This is a genomic window from Pseudomonas berkeleyensis (genome assembly GCF_014109765.1).
GTDB classification, from domain to species: domain Bacteria; phylum Pseudomonadota; class Gammaproteobacteria; order Pseudomonadales; family Pseudomonadaceae; genus Aquipseudomonas; species Aquipseudomonas berkeleyensis.
Genome location: NZ_CP059139.1, coordinates 5568110 through 5586702, shown reverse-complemented (window position 1 = coordinate 5586702; position 18593 = coordinate 5568110). Strand labels below are relative to the sequence as shown.

The window sequence follows — 18593 nt, the reverse complement described above, 5'->3', positions numbered from 1 at the left end:
TAAAAGAGTCATTGCCGATGAGTGCGCATACTCCTTCCCAGCACAAGGTGCTGGAGCTGTTCGCTGCGTTGCCCGTACCTGTGCTGGCGGCGCCGATGTTCCTGGTCTCCGGCCCGCAACTGCTGAGCGCCTGCTGCCACGCCGGCATCATCGGCAGCATGCCGGCGCCCAACGCCCGTACGGTGGAAATCCTCGAGCAGTGGCTGGAGCAGATCAGCGCCGAGCGTGAGCAGGCCCAGGCGGCTGGTACAACGCTGGCGCCGTGGATGCTGAACATGATCGTGCACAGCACCTATGACCGCTTCGCCGCCGAGCTGGAACTGGTGAAACGCTTCCAGCCACCGATCGTTTCCACCGCCCTGGGCAGCCCCAAGCGGGTGCTTGAAGACGTGCACGCCTATGGCGGTGTGGTGATGGCCGACGTGATCACCCCGGCCATGGCGCGCAAGGCTGCCGATGCCGGTGTCGATGCGCTGATCCTGGTGTGCAACGGCGCTGGCGGGCATACCGGCACCAATAACCCGTTCGCCTTCGTCGATGAAGTTCGACGCTTCTGGGACGGTCCACTGGGTGTTGCCGGGGCCATTTCCAATGGTCGCGACGTGCATGCCGCCCAGGTGCTCGGTTACGACTTCGCGGTGGTCGGCACGCGTCTGGTTGTCACCCGCGAAAGCCTGGTCGAGGACGACTACCGACAGATGCTGGTCGATTGCAGCATGGACGACGTGGTCGTGACCAAGGCGGTCAGCGGTGTGCTGGCCAACTGGATGCGTCCGTCGCTCGAGAAGGCCGGCATCGACCCCTCTGGCGAGAGCAAGGCCGGTGTCGATTTCTCCGGCAACATCGCCAGCGCCAACAAGGCCTGGAAGCACGTCTGGTCTGCTGGCCAGGGCGTGGGCCAGATCACCCACCCGTGCAGTGTCGGCGAACTCGTCAGCGAGCTGGTCGATGGTTATCGCGCCAGCCTCGACCGCCCGCTGGGCCACAACCGTCGTTGAACAGGAGTGCACCGATCATGAGCCAACCCCATCTGCAATCCGCCGCCGCCGCACTGGCCCAGGCGCGCCAGAACCGACAACCCTGCGGGCGTGTGTCCGAGCGTTTCGACATCGTCAGCCTGCAGGACGCCTATGCCGTGCAGGCCATCAACACCCGCGCGGCGCTGGATGCCGGGCGCCGCCTCAGCGGCTGCAAGATCGGCCTCACCTCGCTGGCCGTGCAGCAGCAATTGGGCGTCGACCAGCCGGACTTCGGCATGCTGTTCGCCGACATGGAATACCGCCACGGTCAGGATGTGCCGACCGCACGGCTGATCCAGCCGAAGGCCGAGGGCGAGATCGCCTTCGTCCTTGGTCGTGACCTGCCGCATGCCGACACCACCCTGGGCGAGCTGATCAGCGCGGTCGACTACCTGCTGCCGGCGCTGGAGATCGTCGACTCGGCCATCGAGGACTGGAAGATCACCCTGGTCGACACCGTCGCCGACAACGCCTCCTCGGGCCTCTACGTGCTCGGCGATCAGCCGGTGAAGCTGGACGGCCTCGATCTGACCCTCGAAGGCATGCTGCTGGAGAAGAACGGCGTGCAGGCCTCGGTCGGTCTCGGTGCGGCCTGCCTGGGCAACCCGCTGAATGCCTGCCTGTGGCTGGCGCGCACCATGGCCGAACTGGGCCAGCCGTTGCGCGCCGGCGATGTGCTGCTGTCCGGCGCGCTGGGGCCGATGACGCCGGTGGTGGCCGGCGACAGCCTGCGCCTGCGTTTGACTCGACTGGGCGAGGTGAGCTGCCGGTTTATCTGACCCGAGCGTGCGTGCAGGGCCGTCAGGCCCAAACCAATAAGTGCTTTGAGCCCCTTCACGGGCTAGCGAGCTAGAGCCATGCAAGGCGAAAGCAAGCGAGGAAGCGGAGTTTACGAGTTGTAAATGAGCATTCCGAGCTTGGTTTCAACGAAGCAGGGCCGACGCGCAGCAGATCGTGAAGGGGGTCATACAAGAACAACCGTATGAGCGGCGCCCGCGCCGACTCACGAGGCACCTGGATATGACCGATTTCCCGAACCTTGCGGCGCGGCTGGCCCCTGCCGAGGTGATTTTCGAACCCCGTGACAATGGCGAATTCGTCCTGCGTTCGCCGCAACCCCTGCAACCCTACGCGCGCTGCATCGGCGAATGGCTGGAGCGCTGGGCGCGCGAGCGCCCGGATCAGGTCTATCTGGCCGAGCGGCACAATGGCGGCTGGCACCGCATGACCTACCGCGAGGTGCGCCAGCGTGTCGGCAGCCTGGCCCAGGGCCTGCTCGACCTGGACATTCCCGCCGGTCGTCCGCTGCTCAACCTGTCCGATATCGACGTCGACCAGGCGCTGCTGAGCCTGGCCGCGATGCACGTCGGCATTCCCGTGGCGACCACCTCGGTGGCCTATTCACGCAGCACGGGGGACGGCTGCAGCAAGCTCAAGGCGATCATCGAGGTACTCGACCCGGCCGTGATCTTCGTCAGCGACGGCGATACCTATTACCGTGCGCTGCAACTGGTCAAACCCGACTGCCTGGTGGTGGCCGCGCGCAACGCCCAGGAATACCCCGGCGCCTGGTCGCTGGCGCAGCTGTACAAGACCGAGACGCCTGCGGTGATGGAGGCCTTCGCCCGAATCACCGGCGACACCCCGGCGCGCTACCTGATGACCTCGGGCTCGACCGGCACGCCCAAGGCGGTGATCAACAGCCACGGCATGCTCTGCGCCAACCAGCAGGCCATCGCCCAGTGCTGGCCGTTCCTCGAACAGGTGCCGGTGGTGGTGCTCGACTGGTTGCCGTGGAGCCACGTGTTCGGCGCCAACCACAACTTCAATCTGGTGCTGCGCAACGGCGGCAGCCTGTATATCGACGATGGCCGTCCGGTGCCGGGGCTGATCGAGCGCAGCATCGAGAACATCAAGCTGGTCAAGCCGACCCTGTACTTCAACGTGCCGCGTGGTTACGACGCGTTGCTGCCCTATCTGGAGCGTGACGAGGCGTTGGCCCAGGCCCTGTTCGGCCGTCTGGAGCTGCTGTTCTATGCGGCGGCTTCGCTTCCGGGCAGCACCTGGGATCGGTTGGTCGCCTGTGGCCGCACGGTACGCAGCGAGCCGCTGTTTTTCGCCAGCGAATGGGGCGCGACCGAGACCTCGCCGGTGCTGACCAGCGTGCATTACCTGATCGATCGCCCCGGCACCATCGGTTTGCCGGTGCCGGGCACGGAGATCAAGTTCGTGCCTTCCGGCGACAAGCACGAGATGCGCGTGCGCGGCCCGTCGGTGTTTCGCGAATACCTGGGCGCGCCGGAGAAAACTGCCGAGGCCTTCGATGCCGAAGGCTTCTACTGCATCGGCGATGCCGGGCGCCTGGTCGATCCCGAACGGCCCGAGCTGGGTATCCAGTTCGATGGCCGGGTCACCGAGGACTTCAAGCTCAGCAGCGGTACCTGGGTGTCGGTCGGCACCCTGCGGCCCAAGCTGGTCAGCGCCCTGGCGCCCTATGCCACGGACTGCGTGATCTGCGGCCATGACCAGGAAATGATCGGCGCGCTGATCTACCCCGGCCCGGCCCTGCGTGAGCTGGCCGGCGCCGCTGGCGCAAGCATGAGCGCCGATGAACTGGCGTTGCTGCCGGAAGTGCGCCTGGCCCTGTGCGCCGGCCTGCAGGCATTGGCCAAGGAGTGTCCGGCTTCATCGCAGCATGCCTTCCGCGCGCTGATCCTCGATACGCCACCGAGCCTGGAAGCCGGCGAGATCACCGACAAGGGCTACATCAACCAGCGCACGGCCCTGAGCCTGCGTGCCGAGCAGGTCAAGCGGCTGTACGCCGACTCTCTCGACCCTGCCGTGATTCTGTTGGCTGAAGCCTATGGAGAACCCGCATGAGCAAGAAACTGAAAGTCGCCATCGTCGGCTCGGGCAATATCGGCACCGACCTGATGATCAAGGTGATGCGCAACGCCAAGCACCTGGAAATGGGCGCGATGGTCGGCATCGATCCGGCCTCCGATGGCCTGGCCCGTGCAGCGCGCCTGGGCGTGGCGACCACCCATGAAGGGGTCGAGGGTCTGACCCGCCTGTCGGTGTTCGCCGATATCGACTTCGTCTTCGATGCCACCAGCGCCGGCGCCCACGTGAAGAACGACGCCTTCCTGCGCGGCATCAAGCCGGGTATCCGCCTGATCGACCTGACGCCGGCAGCCATCGGCCCGTACTGCGTGCCGGTGGTGAATCTTGAGCAGAACCTGAGCCAGCTCAACGTCAACATGGTCACCTGCGGCGGCCAGGCGACCATCCCGATGGTGGCGGCTGTATCGCGCGTGGCCAAGGTGCACTACGCCGAGATCATCGCCTCGATCGCCAGCAAGTCCGCCGGCCCCGGTACCCGCGCCAATATCGACGAATTCACCGAGACCACCTCCAAGGCCATCGAAGTGATCGGCGGTGCGGCCAAGGGCAAGGCAATCATCATCATGAACCCGGCCGAGCCGCCGCTGATGATGCGCGACACCGTGTTCGTGCTCAGCGAAGCCGCCGACCAGGCGCAGATCGCCGCCAGCGTCGAGGAAATGGCCGCCGCCGTGCAGGCCTATGTGCCGGGCTATCGCCTCAAGCAGCAGGTGCAGTTCGACGTGATCCCCGAATCCGCGCCTTTGAACATTCCCGGCCACGGTCGCTTCAGCGGCCTGAAGACCTCGATCTTCCTCGAAGTGGAAGGCGCCGCCCATTACCTGCCGGCCTACGCCGGCAACCTCGACATCATGACCTCCGCCGCGCTGGCCACCGCCGAGCGCATGGCGCAGTCGATGGGAGCCTCGGCATGAGCAAGAAACTCTTTATCTCCGACGTGACCCTGCGCGACGGCAGCCACGCGATCCGCCACCAGTACTCGATCCAGAACGTGCAGGACATCGCCCGTGCGCTGGATCAGGCCAGGGTCGACTCCATCGAAGTCACTCACGGTGACGGTCTGCAGGGTTCCAGTTTCAACTATGGCTTCGGTGCCCACAGCGATCTGGAGTGGATCGAAGCGGCGGCCGACGTCATCGAGCACGCGCGCATCGCCGTGCTGTTGCTGCCGGGCATCGGCACCGTGCACGACCTCAAGGCCGCCTACGATGCCGGTGCGCGTACCGTGCGCGTGGCCACCCACTGCACCGAGGCGGATGTGTCGAAACAGCACATCGAATATGCGCGCAGTCTGGGCATGGACACCGTGGGCTTTCTGATGATGAGCCATATGATCCCGGCGGAAAAACTCGCCGAGCAGGGCAAGCTGATGGAGAGCTACGGCGCGCAGTGCATCTACATGGCCGACTCCGGCGGCGCCATGAACATGAACGACATCCGCGAGCGCATGCGCGCGTTCAAGGCCACGCTGAACCCCGAGACCCAGACCGGTATGCATGCCCACCACAACCTCAGCCTGGGCGTGGCCAACTCCATCGTCGCGGTGGAAGAGGGCTGTGATCGCGTCGACGCCAGCCTGGCCGGGATGGGCGCCGGTGCCGGTAACGCGCCGCTGGAGGTGTTCATCGCCGCCGCCGAACGCCTGGGCTGGAACCACGGCACCGACCTCTACAAGCTGATGGACGCCGCCGACGATCTGGTGCGCCCGCTGCAGGATCGTCCGGTGCGGGTCGACCGGGAAACCCTCGGCCTGGGGTATGCCGGTGTGTATTCCAGCTTCCTCCGTCATGCTGAAGTGGCGGCGCAGAAGTACGGGCTGAAGACCCTGGATATCCTCGTCGAGCTGGGCAAGCGGCGTATGGTCGGCGGCCAGGAGGACATGATCGTCGACGTGGCGCTGGATCTGCTCGCCGCCCGCCGGCAAGCCTGAGGAGACGGTCATGTCGATATGGTTCGGGGGCGAGTTCCCCCTTGAATACTGCAACCGGCGTAACGCCCGCACCCTCAACGGCAACCTCGGCATCGAGCTGTTGGAAGCCGGCGCGGACTACCTCAAGGGCCGCATGCCGGTGGACGAGCGCACCGCCAATCCGGCCGGCGTGCTGCATGGCGGCGCCTCCATCGCCTTTGCCGAAACCCTGGCCTCCTGGGCCGGCGCCTTCGTGCTGGACAGTGCCACGCATCACTGCGTGGGGCTGGATATCAATGGCAACCACGTGCGCCCGGCCATGGGCGGTAGCGTCGTGTATGGCACGGCCAAGCCCGCCTCGCTGGGGCGCAAGGTGCAGGTCTGGGAAGTGCGCATCGAGAACGAGCAGGGCGGTCTGGTCTGCCTGTCGCGCGTGACCATGGCGGTGCTGGAAGGCGCCAACCGGTATTGAGGGCAGGCTCATGAGTTATGCAGTGAAGATTCAACCCTCCGGCCAGCGCTTCGAGCTGGCGGAAAACCTGAGCATCCTCGATGGTGCCCTGGCCGATGGCCTGATGCTCAAGCACAGTTGCCGCGAGGGCACCTGCGGCAGTTGCAAGGGCCGGCTGGTATCCGGGGAAGTCGATCATGGCGACAGCCCGCTGGACGTGCTCAGCGCGGCGGAGCGTGAGCAGGGGCTGGCACTGTTCTGCTGCGCGCGGGCCAAGTCCGATCTGGTCATCGACGCTCCGGAAGTCACCGAGCTGCGTGGCATCAGCATCCAGCAGACGGCTGGACGGGTGATGGCGCTGGAGAAGGTCAGCCACGATGTGATGGTGTTGCGCGTGGCCTTGCCACCGGGCAGTACCTTCCGTTACCTGCCAGGGCAGTACGTGCAGTTCCTGCTCAAGGACGGCTCGCGGCGCAGCTACTCGATGGCCACGGCCGCGCTGCGTGACAACCAGCTGGAGTTGCATATCCGCCATATGCCGGGCGGGGTGTTCAGTGGCTTCGTCTTCAACGGTCTGCAACCCAAGGCGATGCTGCGCATGGAAGGGCCGTTCGGCTCCTTCTTCCTGCGCGACACCGCTGCGCCGATGATCTTCCTCGCCAGCGGCACCGGCTTCGCGCCGATCCAAGCGCTGCTCGAGCAACTGCGCGAGCAGGGCAATACGCGACCGGTCTACCTCTACTGGGGCGGTCGTCGGCGCGAGGATCTGTATCGTCACGAACAACTGCTGCAATGGGCCGCCGAACTGCCCTGGCTCAGCTACACGCCGGTGTTGTCCGATGCCAGCGAGACATGCGACTGGCAGGGTGCGACCGGCTTCGTCCATCAGCAGGTGCTCAAGGATTTCCGCTCGCTGCGCGAGTTCGAGGTGTATGCCTGCGGCGCGCCCATCGTGGTCGATTCGGCGCGGCGCGATTACGTCGAGCAGCTCGGCCTACCGGTGGACAACTTCTTCGCCGACGCCTTCGTCTAGCTGGCCGCCAGGTTCCTGAACGAGACCCGCTCGGCGAGCAGATAACGCTCGCCGTGTTGGGCGGCTGTACGCCTTGCGTGGTGCGTCATCTGGCAGAACAACAATAAATCGAGGCCAACTCCGATCATGCTCAGCTTGAGAAATCTGCGTATCCGTACCCGCATCCTGCTGCTGACCGGCAGCGTGGTGCTGTTCATCCTCTGCCTGAGCCTGTGGTTGGGCTCGGTGCTGCAGCGCAACCTGCTGCAGGAAAAGATGTCCGGCGTCGGTACCGCGCTGGATACCGCGAGCAACCTGCTGGCGCACTATGAGCGGCAGGTGCGCGATGGTCATCTGAGCCGCGAAGAGGCGCAGCGCCAGGCAGCCGATGTGGTTAGTACCATTCGCTATCTGGGCGACAACTACCTGCTGATCCTCAACCTGGACTACCGGATGGTCATGCACCCAACCGCACCTGCGCTGGTCGGTAAGCAGGTCGAGGGTTTCAAGGATGTCAACGGCAAGCTGTTCGCTCAGGACATGATCGAGGGCGCACGCAGCAAGGGCAGTGCGATCGTCGACTACTGGTTCCCGCGTGCCGGCTCCAGCGCGCCGGAATTCAAGGTGTCCGAAGTGCGTCTATTCCAACCCTGGGGCTGGGTGCTGGCCAGCGGTATCCACCCGCAGGACGTCAGCCAGGTGGTCAACCGTGTGCTGCTGGCGCCGGGCGTGGTCGCGTTGCTGGCGCTGATCGTCATGGCGCTGTTCGCCTGGCTGCTGATCCACAGCATCATCCGCCCGCTCAACGACACGGTCTCGGCACTGTCACGGGCGACCCAGGGGCAGACCGACCTGACCTTGCGTCTACCCACTGATGGCAACGACGAACTGACCCAGGTGGCGCACAGCTTCAACCGCCTGGTCGACGCTGCCCACCAGGTGACCAGCAGCATGGCACTGGCCAGCCAGTCGATCTCACGTGCCGGTGATGACCTCGGCGAGGTAACCGAGGCCGCAGAAAGCAGCATGGCTGCGCAGCAGCAGGAAACCGACAGCGTGGTGGCGGCGATGACCCAGATGGTCGCCACCGTGCAGGAGGTCGCGCACAACGCCAGCGTCGCCGCCAGTGCCACTCAGGATGCCGAACGCCAGGCCGGTGCGGGCAGCGGCGCGGTACGCGATACCGTCGGTTCGATTCGCGAGCTGGTCGATGAGCTGGAGTCGAGTCGCCAGGCGGTGGATCAACTGGCCATCGACTCCGGCAGCGTGGGACGGGTGCTGGACGTGATCACCGCCATCGCCGAGCAGACCAACCTGCTGGCACTCAATGCCGCTATCGAGGCGGCGCGTGCCGGCGAACATGGCCGTGGCTTCGCCGTGGTCGCCGATGAGGTGCGCACCCTGGCCATGCGAACCCAGCAATCGACTCTGGAGATCCAGCAGATCGTCGAGCGCCTGCAGTCCGGCGCGGCGCGGGCAGCAGGGCGCCTCGGGGCCACCGTCGAGGCCGCGCAGCAGCCGGTACGGGCATCCGGCCGCGCTGGTGAGGTGCTGGAACTGCTCAGTGCCTCGGCGGGTACCGTCAGCCAGATGACCTTCCAGATCGCCAGCGCGGCTGAGCAGCAGGCCGCTACTGCCGACGAGATCAATCGCAGCATCACCCGCATCCACAGCGCTTCGTCCAACAACGGCCAGGCGATCCAGCGCACGCGGCAATCCTGCGAACAACTGCGAGCCCTGGCGCGGCAGCTCGAAGAACAGGTGGGGCTGGTGATCATCTGAACCTAGCGCGCCCGCCGCAGTGCTACGCCGAGCATCACGGCCAGCAGAGACTCGACCACGGCGAGGTGATCGCGGCCTGGGCCGACGAGCGCGTATTCCGCGACGGTCGCTGGCATTTCGAGACGGCCGACCTGAGCCTGCGCAGCCTGCATCACGTGGCGGGCGGGCACTACTACGCGATTGGCGAGGCGCTGAAGAGTTCTCAGTGAGGCGTCGATCAGAGCAGCGGCAGGCTGCGCCGGGTGTGCTCTGCGAAGGCTTCGCTCAACGGTGTGCTGCGGCCCAGTTTCAGGCTGATCCCGACGCTCGGCAGCGCCGGTAGCGTTGCCGTGGTGTCGAGAATGCACAGGTCAGCCGGTACGGCGGTACGTGTGAGTACGGCGATGGCCTGGCCTGAGCGCACCAGTGCGGTCAGGCCGGCCAGGCTGTCGCTGGCATAGGCGATGCGATAACCCCGGCCGGCACGGTCGAGGCTGGCGCGGGCGGCCAGGTGATCCAGGGTATCGGGGCTCGACAGCGCCAATGGCAGCGGGTCGAAATCTGCGGTTTCGGTGCCGGGACAGCCGACCCATACCAGCGGCTCGCGGCGAATGATGGTCTCGTCCGGTGCACCGTCCGGCAGGGAGATCAGGGCCAGATCCAGTGCATGTTTGTCCCATTGCTGCAGCAGTCGTGGTGTGGGCGCGCAGATTACCTCGACCAGCACGCTGGGGTGCTGGCTGGCGAACTGGCGCAGCAGGTAGGGCAGGAATACGGCGGCATAGTCGTCCGGACAGCCGAAGCGGATGGTGCCGGACAGCCCCTTGGCGGACAGATCGGCCATGGCCTCGTCGTGCAGGCGCAGAATGCGCTGGGCATGTGTCAGCAGACGCTCGCCATGAGCGGTGAGCAGCACGCCGCGGCCGGTGCGCTGGAACAGCGGTTGTTCGACGATTTCTTCCAGACGCTTGAGTTGCTGGCTCAGCGCTGACTGGGTACGCCCGACGCGGCTGGCCGCGCGGCTGAGGGAGCGTGCCTCGGAGATAGCGACGAAGGAACGCAGCAGATCGATGTCGAGGGACAGGCTCAAGTTATTCGTCTCGCTTCTATCTTGTATAAGAACTATTCGTTTCCATGAAATCAGGCCGGATGCCTAGACTGCAAGCACTGCCTTCATGTCCTTTTAGGAGAGTGCCCATGTCCCGCAACGATGATCCGGCCTTCTGGCGCAACGCACGCAATCACCTGATCCGCTACGGCGGCACCTTCGAGCCGATGATCATCGAGCGTGCTCAGGGTTGCTTCGTCTATGACGCTGATGATCGCGCCATCCTCGATTTCACCTCCGGACAGATGAGCGCCGTGCTCGGCCACAGCCACCCTGAAGTAGCGGCGGTTATCGCTGAATACGCCGGTCGGCTAGATCATCTGTTCAGCGGCATGCTGTCGCGTCCGGTGGTCGATCTGGCCAGCAAACTGGCGGAGGTCACCCCGGCCGGGCTGGATCGTGCGCTGCTGTTGAGCACCGGGGCGGAATCCAACGAGGCGGCGATCCGCATGGCCAAGCTGGTCACCGGCAAGTACGAGATCGTCGGCTTTGCCCAGTCCTGGCACGGCATGACCGGTGGCGCCGCGTCCGCCACTTACAGCGCCGGACGACGCGGCGTCGGGCCCGCAGCGGTGGGCTCCTTTGCTATCCCTGCGCCATTCCCCTACCGCCCGCGCTTCGAGCGTCATGGCGAGTATGACTACCTGGCCGAGCTGGATTACAACTTCGACTTGATCGACCGCCAGTCCAGCGGCAACCTGGCGGCCTTCATCGCCGAGCCGATTCTCAGTTCCGGCGGCATCATCGAACTACCGCCGGGCTATATGGCGGCGCTCAAGCGCAAGTGTGAGGAGCGCGGCATGCTGCTGATCCTCGACGAGGCACAGACCGGCGTCGGCCGCACCGGGCTGATGTTTGCCTGCGAGCGTGAAGGCGTTACGCCGGACATCCTCACCCTGTCCAAGACGCTGGGCGCTGGCCTGCCGTTGGCGGCAGTGCTGACCTCGGCGGCGATCGAGGAGCGTGCCCATGAGCTGGGCTACCTGTTCTACACCACCCACGTCTCCGATCCGCTGCCCGCTGCGGTGGGCCTGAAAGTGCTCGAGGTGGTCGAGCGTGACGGCCTGGTGGCGCGAGCCAACCTGATGGGTGAGCGTCTGCGCAACGGCCTGCTGCGTCTGCAGGAGCGCTTCGAATGTATCGGTGACGTACGTGGCCGTGGCCTGCTGCTGGGAATGGAAGTGGTCAAGGATCGGGTGACCAAGGAGCCGGCCGATGGCCTCGGTGCGAAGATTACCCGCGAATGCATGAACCTGGGCCTGAGCATGAACATCGTGCAGTTGCCGGGTATGGGTGGAGTGTTCCGCATCGCCCCGCCGCTAACGGTCAGTGAGGCGGAAATTGACCTCGGGCTCGGCTTGCTGGAGCAGGCAATCGAGCGTTCGATCTAGTGGGTTGTTGAACACTCGATCGCTCAGCGCAGTAGCAGCGGCAGCCACACCGAAGCCAGCAGCAACAACGCCATGGCCCGGTTGAACAGCAGCAGCCTGGCGGGCTGTCGCAACAGGTGTGCGCCGCCCACGCCGAGCAGCCCCCAGACCAGCAGGCATGGCGTGGACACCAGCAGGAACAGCGCGGCATAGGCCGTCACGGCGGCGAATGAGGCGTCGCCGCCAAGGAAGATCGCCGTGACCGAGACGGTCATCAGCCAGGTCTTGGGGTTGACCAGTTGCAGGCCGGCACCGTGGATGAAGCCCTGGCGCCGGTCGATGGGCTTGTCGTCGATACCGGCCGCATCGCGGCGCATCAGCTTGCAGGCCATCCAGCTGATCCAGGCGACGCCGGCCCAGGTCATCGCCGTTTGCAGCAGGGGGGTACGTAGCAGCAGTTCGCCCAGGCCGAGGCCGATCACCAGCAGCATGAGGCTGGCGCCGACGCAGGCACCAAGGGCGATGGCCAGCGCAACAGGCAGCCCGAAGCGTGCGGCGCTGCCGAGGATCAGCAGGTTGGTCGGGCCGGGGGTGATCGACGCCACCGAAGCGAACAGGATAAAGGGCAGCCACTGGTTCATGGCTGGGCCCGGCAGGTGGTGAAAGGCATTGGGCGTCGCTCCATATGGGTTATGGCGCGATTGTCCGGCTCGCTCGGTCAGTGGTCTTGAAGCTTTGTGCAGAGGTTGCGGTAGGCGCCCGGGGTGAGGCCGTTGGCGCGGCGGAACCAGCGGCCCAGGTGGCTCTGGTCGGCAAAACCCAGGTCGCTGGCGACATCCGCGGGTGACGTGCCGATGGCCAGCAGGCGCCGCGCGCGTACCAGACGCAGCTGGATCAGGTAGCCATGCGGGGCGATGCCGAAGGCTGCCTTGAAGGCACGGCTCAGCCGGAAGCGGTCGACGCCGCAGACCTGCGCCAGTTCGTCGAGGCCGATGTTTTCGTGAAAGTGAGCATGCAGGTAGTCGCGAGCACGCAGGGCCACACTGGCGATCTGTGGGTTGCCCGACAGGCGCTGGCGCCAGTGCAGACTGCGCGAGATGCGTTCCAGCAGTGTATCCAGCGCGGCGTCGCGCACCATGCGTGGTTCACCGTCGCGCAGCGCCTGCAGGGCGTTGGCGATACATGGCAGTAATCCGGGGTCGTCCGGCTGGGTGCGCGGCACGCCGGGTAGGCAGTCGGCGGGTGCCTGTTCGAACAGCGCTGGCAATGCCTTTTCCAGCCAGGCTGGCTCAAGGTAGAGCGTGGAGTAGGTGAAACCGCCCGGCGTCGGCGCGTGGCCGTCGTGAATATCGCCGGGCTCGAGGAAGAAGGTCTGCCCGGGGACGCTACTGAACAGCGCGCGGCGGCAATGGAACTGCTGCACACCCTGTTCGGTGAAGCCGATCAGGTAGCTGTCATGCCAATGCGGATCGTAGGCGTGGCCCTCGAAATGCGCACGGATCACCTCGATGCCGGTATCGGCATCCTGCTTGAGGTCGACCCATGATTGCGCGTTCATCGCCTGTTGCCTGTCACTGCTTGTGAACGCCTGAGCTTAGCGCGTTCGCCGAGCAGGGCTAGAAGGTTTGTGCTGGGCTAGTACAGCAACAGCATGCCGCCGGTCTGTCCGGCCAGGGCCAGCTTGGGTGGGTACTCGGCGATGAATTCTTCGACAGCGGTCGTGGCGCCTGGGAAATGACTGGCGGCATAGTCGTCGACCACGATGACGCCACCCTCGCTCATGCGCGGGCCGAAAAAGCGCAAGGAAGCCAGGATCGGGGCGTACAGGTCAACATCGATGTGCACGAGGGCGAAGCGGCGTGAAGCGAGATCCGCTGCCTGCTCGAAAACCTCGGGAATCCAGCCCTTGTGCAGCTCGACGAAGTCAAACGGGCTGAGGACATTGGCCACTGCCTCCTGATTGGATGAAAACAGGAGTTTTTGCTTGAGCGTTTCTTCCGGGCTGGTATCACCCAGTTGCGTGCGATCCTGCGCGGTCTTGTCGGAAAGGCCGCCCTCGAAACTGTCGAAGATCAGGAAACGGCCCGACCAGGCGCTGGTAGCCAGCGCGCTGGCGATCATGTGGCTGGAGTGCCCTCTCCAGCAGCCACACTCGGCAATATCGCCGGTGACCTGCCCGTTGGCTACGCGCTGCACTGCCTGCATCAGCGTATGAAAGCGCATCTGCTTGGCCAGGTCGTCGCTGGAGGCGGTGAGGCGCCGGGAGTGCTGGTAGGCCTCCAGGTAGGCATCGCCCGTGCGTGGGTAATTCCAATAGCGCTCGATATCGTCGAGATTGAGTTTGCTATCGATGCGGCCTGTGGCCTTGTTGAACAGAAAACGCAGCCGCGATAACCAATTGATCGCCATTCGCCTCTCCAAGGCATATCCATGTAGTGAGACCACGGACAAGTATCCAGGCCTCGAACCGGCGGTACGTTAATGGAGTGGCTGCAGCAGCACCAGCTCTATGATGTGATTTTGCCTTAGTCGGTAGTGAGTGCCGGATACCAGCGCGGCGTATACACCCACTCACCACCATCGGCGCGGGGGAAGCGGCGGGTCTGGCTGGAGCCGATGATCACCAGGGTGCGCATGTCGACCATCTCCGGTGTCAGCTCGCCGAGGGTGAGGCTGCGTAGCGCCTCGGCAGGGCGGCCGATATCGCGGCCGAGCACCACCAGGGTTTCCGGCGCGCGGTGTTGGTGCAGCAAGTCGAGCGCGCGGCCGAGTTGCCAGGGGCGGGATTTGGAGATCGGGTTATAGAAGGCCATGGCCAGGTCGGCCAGGGCAGCGTGCTCCAGGCGTTTCTCGATCACCGCCCAGGGCTTGAGGTTGTCCGATAGCGAGATCAGGCAGAAGTCATGACCCAGCGGCGCGCCGGCCTTGGCGGCGGTGGCCAGAGCGGCGGAGACGCCCGGCAGTACCTCCAGCTCGACGCCTTGCCAGGCCTCGCTCTGCGGGCTTTCCAGGGCCTCCATCACGGCGGCGGCCATGGCGAACACGCCGGGATCGCCGGAGGAGATCATCACCACCCGGCGGCCGCTGGCGGCCAGTTCGAAGGCGTGGGCGGCGCGCTGCAGCTCCTCGCGGTTGTCGCTGGGATGCAGGCATTGATCGGCGCGCAGCGGGCCGGCCATCTTCACATAGGTGTCGTAGCCGAGCAGGTCTTCGGCCTCGTCCAGGGCACGGCGTACGGCGGGGGTCATGTGCTCGGCGGCGCCAGGGCCGAGGCCGACCACGCTGAGACGGCCACGGCGTTGGCCAAGGCGTTCGATATCCAGCGGTTGTTCACTCAGCAGCAGGTGCAGGCCGTCGCCGGCATGGTGCTCGGGCGGCAGTTCGGAAGTGCTATGGATAAAGCGCAGTGGCAGCTTCAACTCGGCTGCGGCGGCGTGCAGCTCGGTGTTGGCCATCCAGCTTTTCTCCGCGAGCAGGCAGGCCAGCGCTTGTGGTGCCAGGTTGGTGGTGCTCAGTGCTTGCTGCAGTCGAGCCGGCAGGTCGGCGCTGGGGCGGTCGATCAGCACGGCGACGCTGCGCGGATGGATCAGCAGTTCATCGGGCTGCGCCGGGCGGGTCTCGGGGGTGATATGGATAATCCGGCTGGCGGCGTTATCCACAGGCAGTTGTGCCGCTTCCAGCCAGGGCGCCTGGCCTTCGATGCGTACCGTCTCGCCGCCGAGCAGGTCGCTGACGAAGCGCTTGCCCTGCTGCAGGTCGGCCAGGGCGTAGCCGGCCGGTGGCTCCAGCAGGCAGGTGCCGAAGCGCAGCTCGCCACTGGTGGTGATGGCCGGTGTGACGCCCAGGTGCGCGGCGATCTCGCGGGCTAGGCGGTTGACCCCGGCCAGGCCGCCAAGCAGCGGCACCACGGCGCTGCCGTCTTCGGCCAGGGCGAGCACCGGCGGTTCAGCGCCTTTTTCCGCCAGCAGCGCGGCGAGGCTGCGGATAACGATACCGGCGGCGCACAGCACCACCAGCGGCTGGTCAGCGCGGTAGAGGGCGCGCAGGTGCTCGCCGAACTCGTCGTAGTGGCGCTCGGCGCCATCAGCACGGCCTCGCAGACCATGGATCACGGCCTGTGGATAAAGTGCCTTGAGGCGTTGTGCAGTGGCCAGCGCGCTGGCGCCGAGGATGACGATGTTCATGCGGTAAATCCTGTAGCCCGGATGCAATCCGGGGAATGGGGTTCCCGGATTTCATCCGGGCTACGGCCTTGTGACGGGTAGGGCGGGTATAACCCGCCGGTTCGCTGTCGGCGGGTTGCACCCGCCCTACGGGATTAGCCCCGCCATTTCTGGCCGGGCACCAGAATCATCGAGAAATACGGCGAATCCATCGGCTCTACCTCGTCCAGCGGCACGATCTTCTGGCTGGCCATGGTGGCGCGTTCGACGTAGTGGGCGCGGTCGTCCAGACCGAGCTTGCGCAGCACGCGGCGCACCTTGTCGAAGTTGCGCCCGAGCTTCATCACCACCGCCGCTTCGGCATCGCGCAGGCGTTGTTCCAGTTCGTCTTCCGGCAGCACGCCGGAGAGCACGCTCAAGCTCTGGTTGCGATACACCAGCGGCGTGCCGAGCACCGAGGCGCAGCCGAGCATCGAGCACACGCCGGGCACCACCTCGACGTCGTAGCGTTCGGCCAGACGGTCGTGCAGGTACATGTAGGAGCCATAGAAGAACGGGTCGCCCTCGCAGATCACCGCCACGTCCTGCCCGGCATCGAGCAACTGGGCGATCTGCTGCGCGCAGGTGTCGTAGAAATCGGCGATCACATCTTCGTAGCTCAGCGGCGGGGCGAGTTTCTCGGTGGTCACCGGGTAGACCAGCGGCAGGCGCTGCTGGGCCGCGTCCAGGTGCTCTTCGATGATGCCGAAGGCGTTACCGCCGTGGCCGGCGTTGTGCTTGGCCTTGGCCACGAAGTAGGCCACCACTGGCGCCGACTTCAGCAGGCGCAGAGCCTTGAGGGTAAGCAGCTCGGGGTCGCCGGGGCCGACGCCCAGACCAAGCAGACGGCCAGCCATCATTCCACCTCCGAGGCGAGTGCGTTGACCGCGGCCACCGCCATGGCGCTGCCGCCACGGCGACCACGGACGATCACGTAGGGCACGCCGCGGCTGTCTGCGGCCAGGGCGTCCTTGGATTCTGCCGCGCCGATAAAACCCACCGGCATGCCGACGATCAATGCCGGTTTCGGCGCGCCGGCGTCGAGCATTTCCAGCAGGTAGAACAGGGCGGTGGGGGCATTGCCGATCACCACTACGCTGCCTTCCAGATGTTCACGCCAATGTTCCAGGGCCACCGCCGAGCGGGTGTTGCCGACTTCGCGGGCCAGCTCCGGTACGCCGGCGTCGTGCAGGGTGCAGATCACCGCGTTGTTCGCCGGCAGGCGCGGGCGGGTGATGCCTTCGGCGACCATGCGCGCATCGCAGAGGATCGGCGCGCCGGCCAGCAGGGCGGCGCGGCCAGCGGCGCCAGCACCGGGGGAGAAGCGCAGATCCTCGACCACGTCGACCATGCCGCAGGCGTGGATCACCCGCACGGCGAGTTTTTCCAGGTCGGCGGGTATGCCTTCGAGGTTGGCTTCGGCGCGGATGGTGGCGAAGGAGCGGCGGTAGATTTCCTGGCCGTCGCGGATGTAATCAAGCATCGGGGGTTCCTGCGGGGTGTTGGCGGGCGAACCAGGCGCCGGCCTCGTCGATGGTCATGGCCGGCACCAGCAGACGACCGAAACCGGGCGCCTCGGGTGTGCGTCGATAGAGCTGATAGTGGTCGGGAGTGCTGGCGAGCAGGGTATAGGGCTGCACGCGAGCGCTGGCGCAACTGCGTGGGCAGGCGCTGAGGTGCACTTGCGGGCGGGCGCCGCTTTCGCGCAGCAGGTCGGCCAGGTGCAGGGCGTGGTGCTTGCTGTCGGCCAGACCGCGGGCGCAGGCCGCCGAACCGGTGCAGGCGACCAGGCCGAGAAGCGGTTCGTCGGCATGGTTCAACAGGCCCAGTTCGCCCAGAGCGGCCAGCACTTCGTCGGCCTGTTCCTCCGCCACATTGCCCAGCAGCACGCCTTGCCAGGGGGTCAGGCGCAGCTCGCTGTCGCCATGTCGCTCGCTCAGATCGGCGAGGGCGAGGAGTTGCTCGGCATGCAGACGGCCCAGCTGGGCGCCAGCTGCGACCATGCACAGGCCTCTCTGTGCTTGTGGATAAATACCTGCCGGTGGGCGCATGAGCGTCGCGCTGGGCCGCCAATTGGCCGGTGCCGGTTGCAGAGGGAAATCCAGTCGAGCTTGCAGGTGTTGCAGCAGGTCGTCAGGGGCGATGTGTGCCAGCAACTGGCGCATGCGCGACTGTTCGGGTGTGGCCTGTTCGAGGAACAGCAACAGGAATTCGCGCACCACGTCGAGCGCCTGCGTTGCCTCAATGCGAGCCAGTGGTTCGTCACCGGGGCAGCCGGCCAGGCCCAGCAGCAGGTGCTGGTCGTCTTCGGCAGCCAGCCACAGGTCATGGGGATGTTCGCGCATGGCCAGGGCTTCGCCGCCGTCCAGTTGCAGGGCGAACTTGGGTGACAGGGCATGCAGCGCCGGGGTGTCCTGCAGCAGATCGAGCAATTGGTTGGCCAACGGACGCACGTTCATCCGTGCCTGCGGGTCGAGGCCGGCGGCGGGACTGAGCATCAGGTTGCGTACATCGTCGGCGGCGGCCACTCGCGGGCCGAGCTCGGCGTCGAGCAGGGCATCGATCAGCGGTGCTTCCTGGCCGGGCAGCACGCCACGGATCTGCAGGTTGCTGCGGTTGGTCAGCTCCAGCACGCCGCTGGCATGGCGCCGTGCCGCCTCGGCAAGTGCCCGCGCCTGGGTGCTGCGCAGCACGCCGCCGGGCAGCTTGACCCGGCAGATGCCACCGTCCAGCGCAGGCACGATGCGCAGCAGGCCGGGGCAGGCGGAAGGGCGGATGGAGGCGTTCAAACGGTCACCTGTGGATAACGACGCGGCGACCGAACCAGCGAAATTCCCCGTAGGGGATTTCATGGCAT

Annotated in this window: 17 protein-coding genes and 1 pseudogene; 10 read left to right on the top strand and 8 right to left on the bottom strand. The window is 65.9% G+C overall.

Annotated elements, in window-relative coordinates; genetic code table 11:
* Window positions 1–17 precede the first annotated feature (17 nt).
* From HS968_RS25950 to HS968_RS25910, 9 genes and pseudogenes are all read left to right on the top strand, one after another.
* Complete coding sequence (locus HS968_RS25950; protein WP_182369439.1) at window positions 18–998, top strand: NAD(P)H-dependent flavin oxidoreductase; 981 nt, start codon at window positions 18–20, stop codon at window positions 996–998.
* Between the two features lie 17 nt (window positions 999–1015).
* Entirely contained in the window at window positions 1016–1798 is a 783-nt protein-coding gene (locus HS968_RS25945; protein ID WP_182369437.1) for a 2-keto-4-pentenoate hydratase, read from the top strand.
* A 241-nt stretch (window positions 1799–2039) separates the two neighbouring features.
* The gene (locus HS968_RS25940) at window positions 2040–3899 is read left to right on the top strand and encodes a feruloyl-CoA synthase (RefSeq protein ID WP_182369435.1); all 1860 of its coding nucleotides are present in this window, start codon (window positions 2040–2042) and stop codon (window positions 3897–3899) included.
* Window positions 3896–4837 carry an acetaldehyde dehydrogenase (acetylating) gene (locus tag HS968_RS25935; protein WP_182369434.1) on the top strand — a complete coding sequence of 314 codons (942 nt, stop codon included), beginning with the start codon at window positions 3896–3898 and terminating at the stop codon, window positions 4835–4837. Before HS968_RS25940 ends, HS968_RS25935 begins: the two co-directional genes overlap by 4 nt.
* Window positions 4834–5853, top strand: coding sequence for a 4-hydroxy-2-oxovalerate aldolase (dmpG, locus tag HS968_RS25930; RefSeq protein ID WP_182369431.1), 1020 nt, complete (start codon window positions 4834–4836; stop codon window positions 5851–5853). The genes HS968_RS25935 and dmpG overlap by 4 nt, the downstream gene beginning before the upstream one ends.
* Before the next feature lie 10 nt (window positions 5854–5863).
* A complete protein-coding gene (locus HS968_RS25925; protein WP_182369429.1) occupies window positions 5864–6304 on the top strand; it encodes a hotdog fold thioesterase in 441 nt (146 codons plus the stop codon).
* 22 nt (window positions 6305–6326) lie between these two features.
* Window positions 6327–7316 carry a CDP-6-deoxy-delta-3,4-glucoseen reductase gene (locus HS968_RS25920; RefSeq protein ID WP_238338891.1) on the top strand — a complete coding sequence of 330 codons (990 nt, stop codon included), beginning with the start codon at window positions 6327–6329 and terminating at the stop codon, window positions 7314–7316.
* Window positions 7317–7442: 126 nt separating this feature from the next.
* Window positions 7443–9077, top strand: coding sequence for a methyl-accepting chemotaxis protein (locus HS968_RS25915; protein WP_182369425.1), 1635 nt, complete (start codon window positions 7443–7445; stop codon window positions 9075–9077).
* A gap of 29 nt (window positions 9078–9106) precedes the next feature.
* Window positions 9107–9286 (top strand): annotated as a pseudogene (locus HS968_RS25910) (flavin reductase); the annotation flags it as partial.
* Window positions 9287–9294: 8 nt separating this feature from the next.
* On the opposite strand, the gene HS968_RS25905 reads toward HS968_RS25910, so the two are convergent.
* Entirely contained in the window at window positions 9295–10146 is an 852-nt protein-coding gene (locus HS968_RS25905; protein ID WP_182369423.1) for a LysR family transcriptional regulator, read from the bottom strand.
* 107 nt (window positions 10147–10253) lie between these two features.
* Here HS968_RS25905 and HS968_RS25900 point away from each other — a divergent pair, with 107 nt between their 5' ends.
* Window positions 10254–11555, top strand: coding sequence for an aspartate aminotransferase family protein (locus tag HS968_RS25900; RefSeq protein ID WP_182369421.1), 1302 nt, complete (start codon window positions 10254–10256; stop codon window positions 11553–11555).
* Window positions 11556–11578: 23 nt separating this feature from the next.
* Here HS968_RS25900 and HS968_RS25895 read toward each other — a convergent pair whose 3' ends face one another.
* The 7 genes from HS968_RS25895 to cobG all read right to left on the bottom strand — a co-directional run bounded on the left by HS968_RS25895 (window position 11579) and on the right by cobG (window position 18525).
* Complete coding sequence (locus HS968_RS25895; protein ID WP_182369419.1) at window positions 11579–12175, bottom strand: LysE family translocator; 597 nt, start codon at window positions 12173–12175, stop codon at window positions 11579–11581.
* Between the two features lie 77 nt (window positions 12176–12252).
* Window positions 12253–13092 (bottom strand): AraC family transcriptional regulator, encoded by an 840-nt coding sequence (locus HS968_RS25890; protein WP_179623190.1) that lies wholly within the window; start codon window positions 13090–13092, stop codon window positions 12253–12255.
* 77 nt (window positions 13093–13169) lie between these two features.
* A complete protein-coding gene (locus HS968_RS25885; protein WP_182369417.1) occupies window positions 13170–13943 on the bottom strand; it encodes a TylF/MycF/NovP-related O-methyltransferase in 774 nt (257 codons plus the stop codon).
* A 116-nt stretch (window positions 13944–14059) separates the two neighbouring features.
* Window positions 14060–15718, bottom strand: a complete 1659-nt coding sequence (gene cobJ, locus HS968_RS25880) for a precorrin-3B C(17)-methyltransferase (protein ID WP_182369415.1) — start codon at window positions 15716–15718, stop codon at window positions 14060–14062.
* 134 nt (window positions 15719–15852) lie between these two features.
* Window positions 15853–16596 (bottom strand): precorrin-2 C(20)-methyltransferase, encoded by a 744-nt coding sequence (locus HS968_RS25875; protein ID WP_182369413.1) that lies wholly within the window; start codon window positions 16594–16596, stop codon window positions 15853–15855.
* A complete protein-coding gene (locus HS968_RS25870) occupies window positions 16593–17219 on the bottom strand; it encodes a precorrin-8X methylmutase (RefSeq protein WP_182369411.1) in 627 nt (208 codons plus the stop codon). Before HS968_RS25870 ends, HS968_RS25875 begins: the two co-directional genes overlap by 4 nt.
* Window positions 17212–18525 carry a precorrin-3B synthase gene (cobG, locus tag HS968_RS25865; protein ID WP_238338890.1) on the bottom strand — a complete coding sequence of 438 codons (1314 nt, stop codon included), beginning with the start codon at window positions 18523–18525 and terminating at the stop codon, window positions 17212–17214. Before cobG ends, HS968_RS25870 begins: the two co-directional genes overlap by 8 nt.
* Window positions 18526–18593: the final 68 nt, after the last annotated feature.

Excerpts from the sequence above, each read along its gene's own strand:
- HS968_RS25950 (WP_182369439.1), top strand. The coding sequence starts at position 18 with ATGAGTGCGCATACTCCTTCCCAGCACAAGGTGCTGGAGCTGTTCGCT.
- HS968_RS25945 (WP_182369437.1), top strand. The coding sequence starts at position 1,016 with ATGAGCCAACCCCATCTGCAATCCGCCGCCGCCGCACTGGCCCAGGCG.
- HS968_RS25940 (WP_182369435.1), top strand. The coding sequence starts at position 2,040 with ATGACCGATTTCCCGAACCTTGCGGCGCGGCTGGCCCCTGCCGAGGTG.
- HS968_RS25935 (WP_182369434.1), top strand. The coding sequence starts at position 3,896 with ATGAGCAAGAAACTGAAAGTCGCCATCGTCGGCTCGGGCAATATCGGC.
- dmpG (WP_182369431.1), top strand. The coding sequence starts at position 4,834 with ATGAGCAAGAAACTCTTTATCTCCGACGTGACCCTGCGCGACGGCAGC.
- HS968_RS25925 (WP_182369429.1), top strand. The coding sequence starts at position 5,864 with ATGTCGATATGGTTCGGGGGCGAGTTCCCCCTTGAATACTGCAACCGG.
- HS968_RS25915 (WP_182369425.1), top strand. The coding sequence starts at position 7,443 with ATGCTCAGCTTGAGAAATCTGCGTATCCGTACCCGCATCCTGCTGCTG.
- HS968_RS25900 (WP_182369421.1), top strand. The coding sequence starts at position 10,254 with ATGTCCCGCAACGATGATCCGGCCTTCTGGCGCAACGCACGCAATCAC.
- HS968_RS25895 (WP_182369419.1), bottom strand. The coding sequence starts at position 12,175 with ATGAACCAGTGGCTGCCCTTTATCCTGTTCGCTTCGGTGGCGTCGATC.
- HS968_RS25890 (WP_179623190.1), bottom strand. The coding sequence starts at position 13,092 with ATGAACGCGCAATCATGGGTCGACCTCAAGCAGGATGCCGATACCGGC.
- HS968_RS25885 (WP_182369417.1), bottom strand. The coding sequence starts at position 13,943 with ATGGCGATCAATTGGTTATCGCGGCTGCGTTTTCTGTTCAACAAGGCC.
- cobJ (WP_182369415.1), bottom strand. The coding sequence starts at position 15,718 with ATGAACATCGTCATCCTCGGCGCCAGCGCGCTGGCCACTGCACAACGC.
- HS968_RS25875 (WP_182369413.1), bottom strand. The coding sequence starts at position 16,596 with ATGATGGCTGGCCGTCTGCTTGGTCTGGGCGTCGGCCCCGGCGACCCC.
- HS968_RS25870 (WP_182369411.1), bottom strand. The coding sequence starts at position 17,219 with ATGCTTGATTACATCCGCGACGGCCAGGAAATCTACCGCCGCTCCTTC.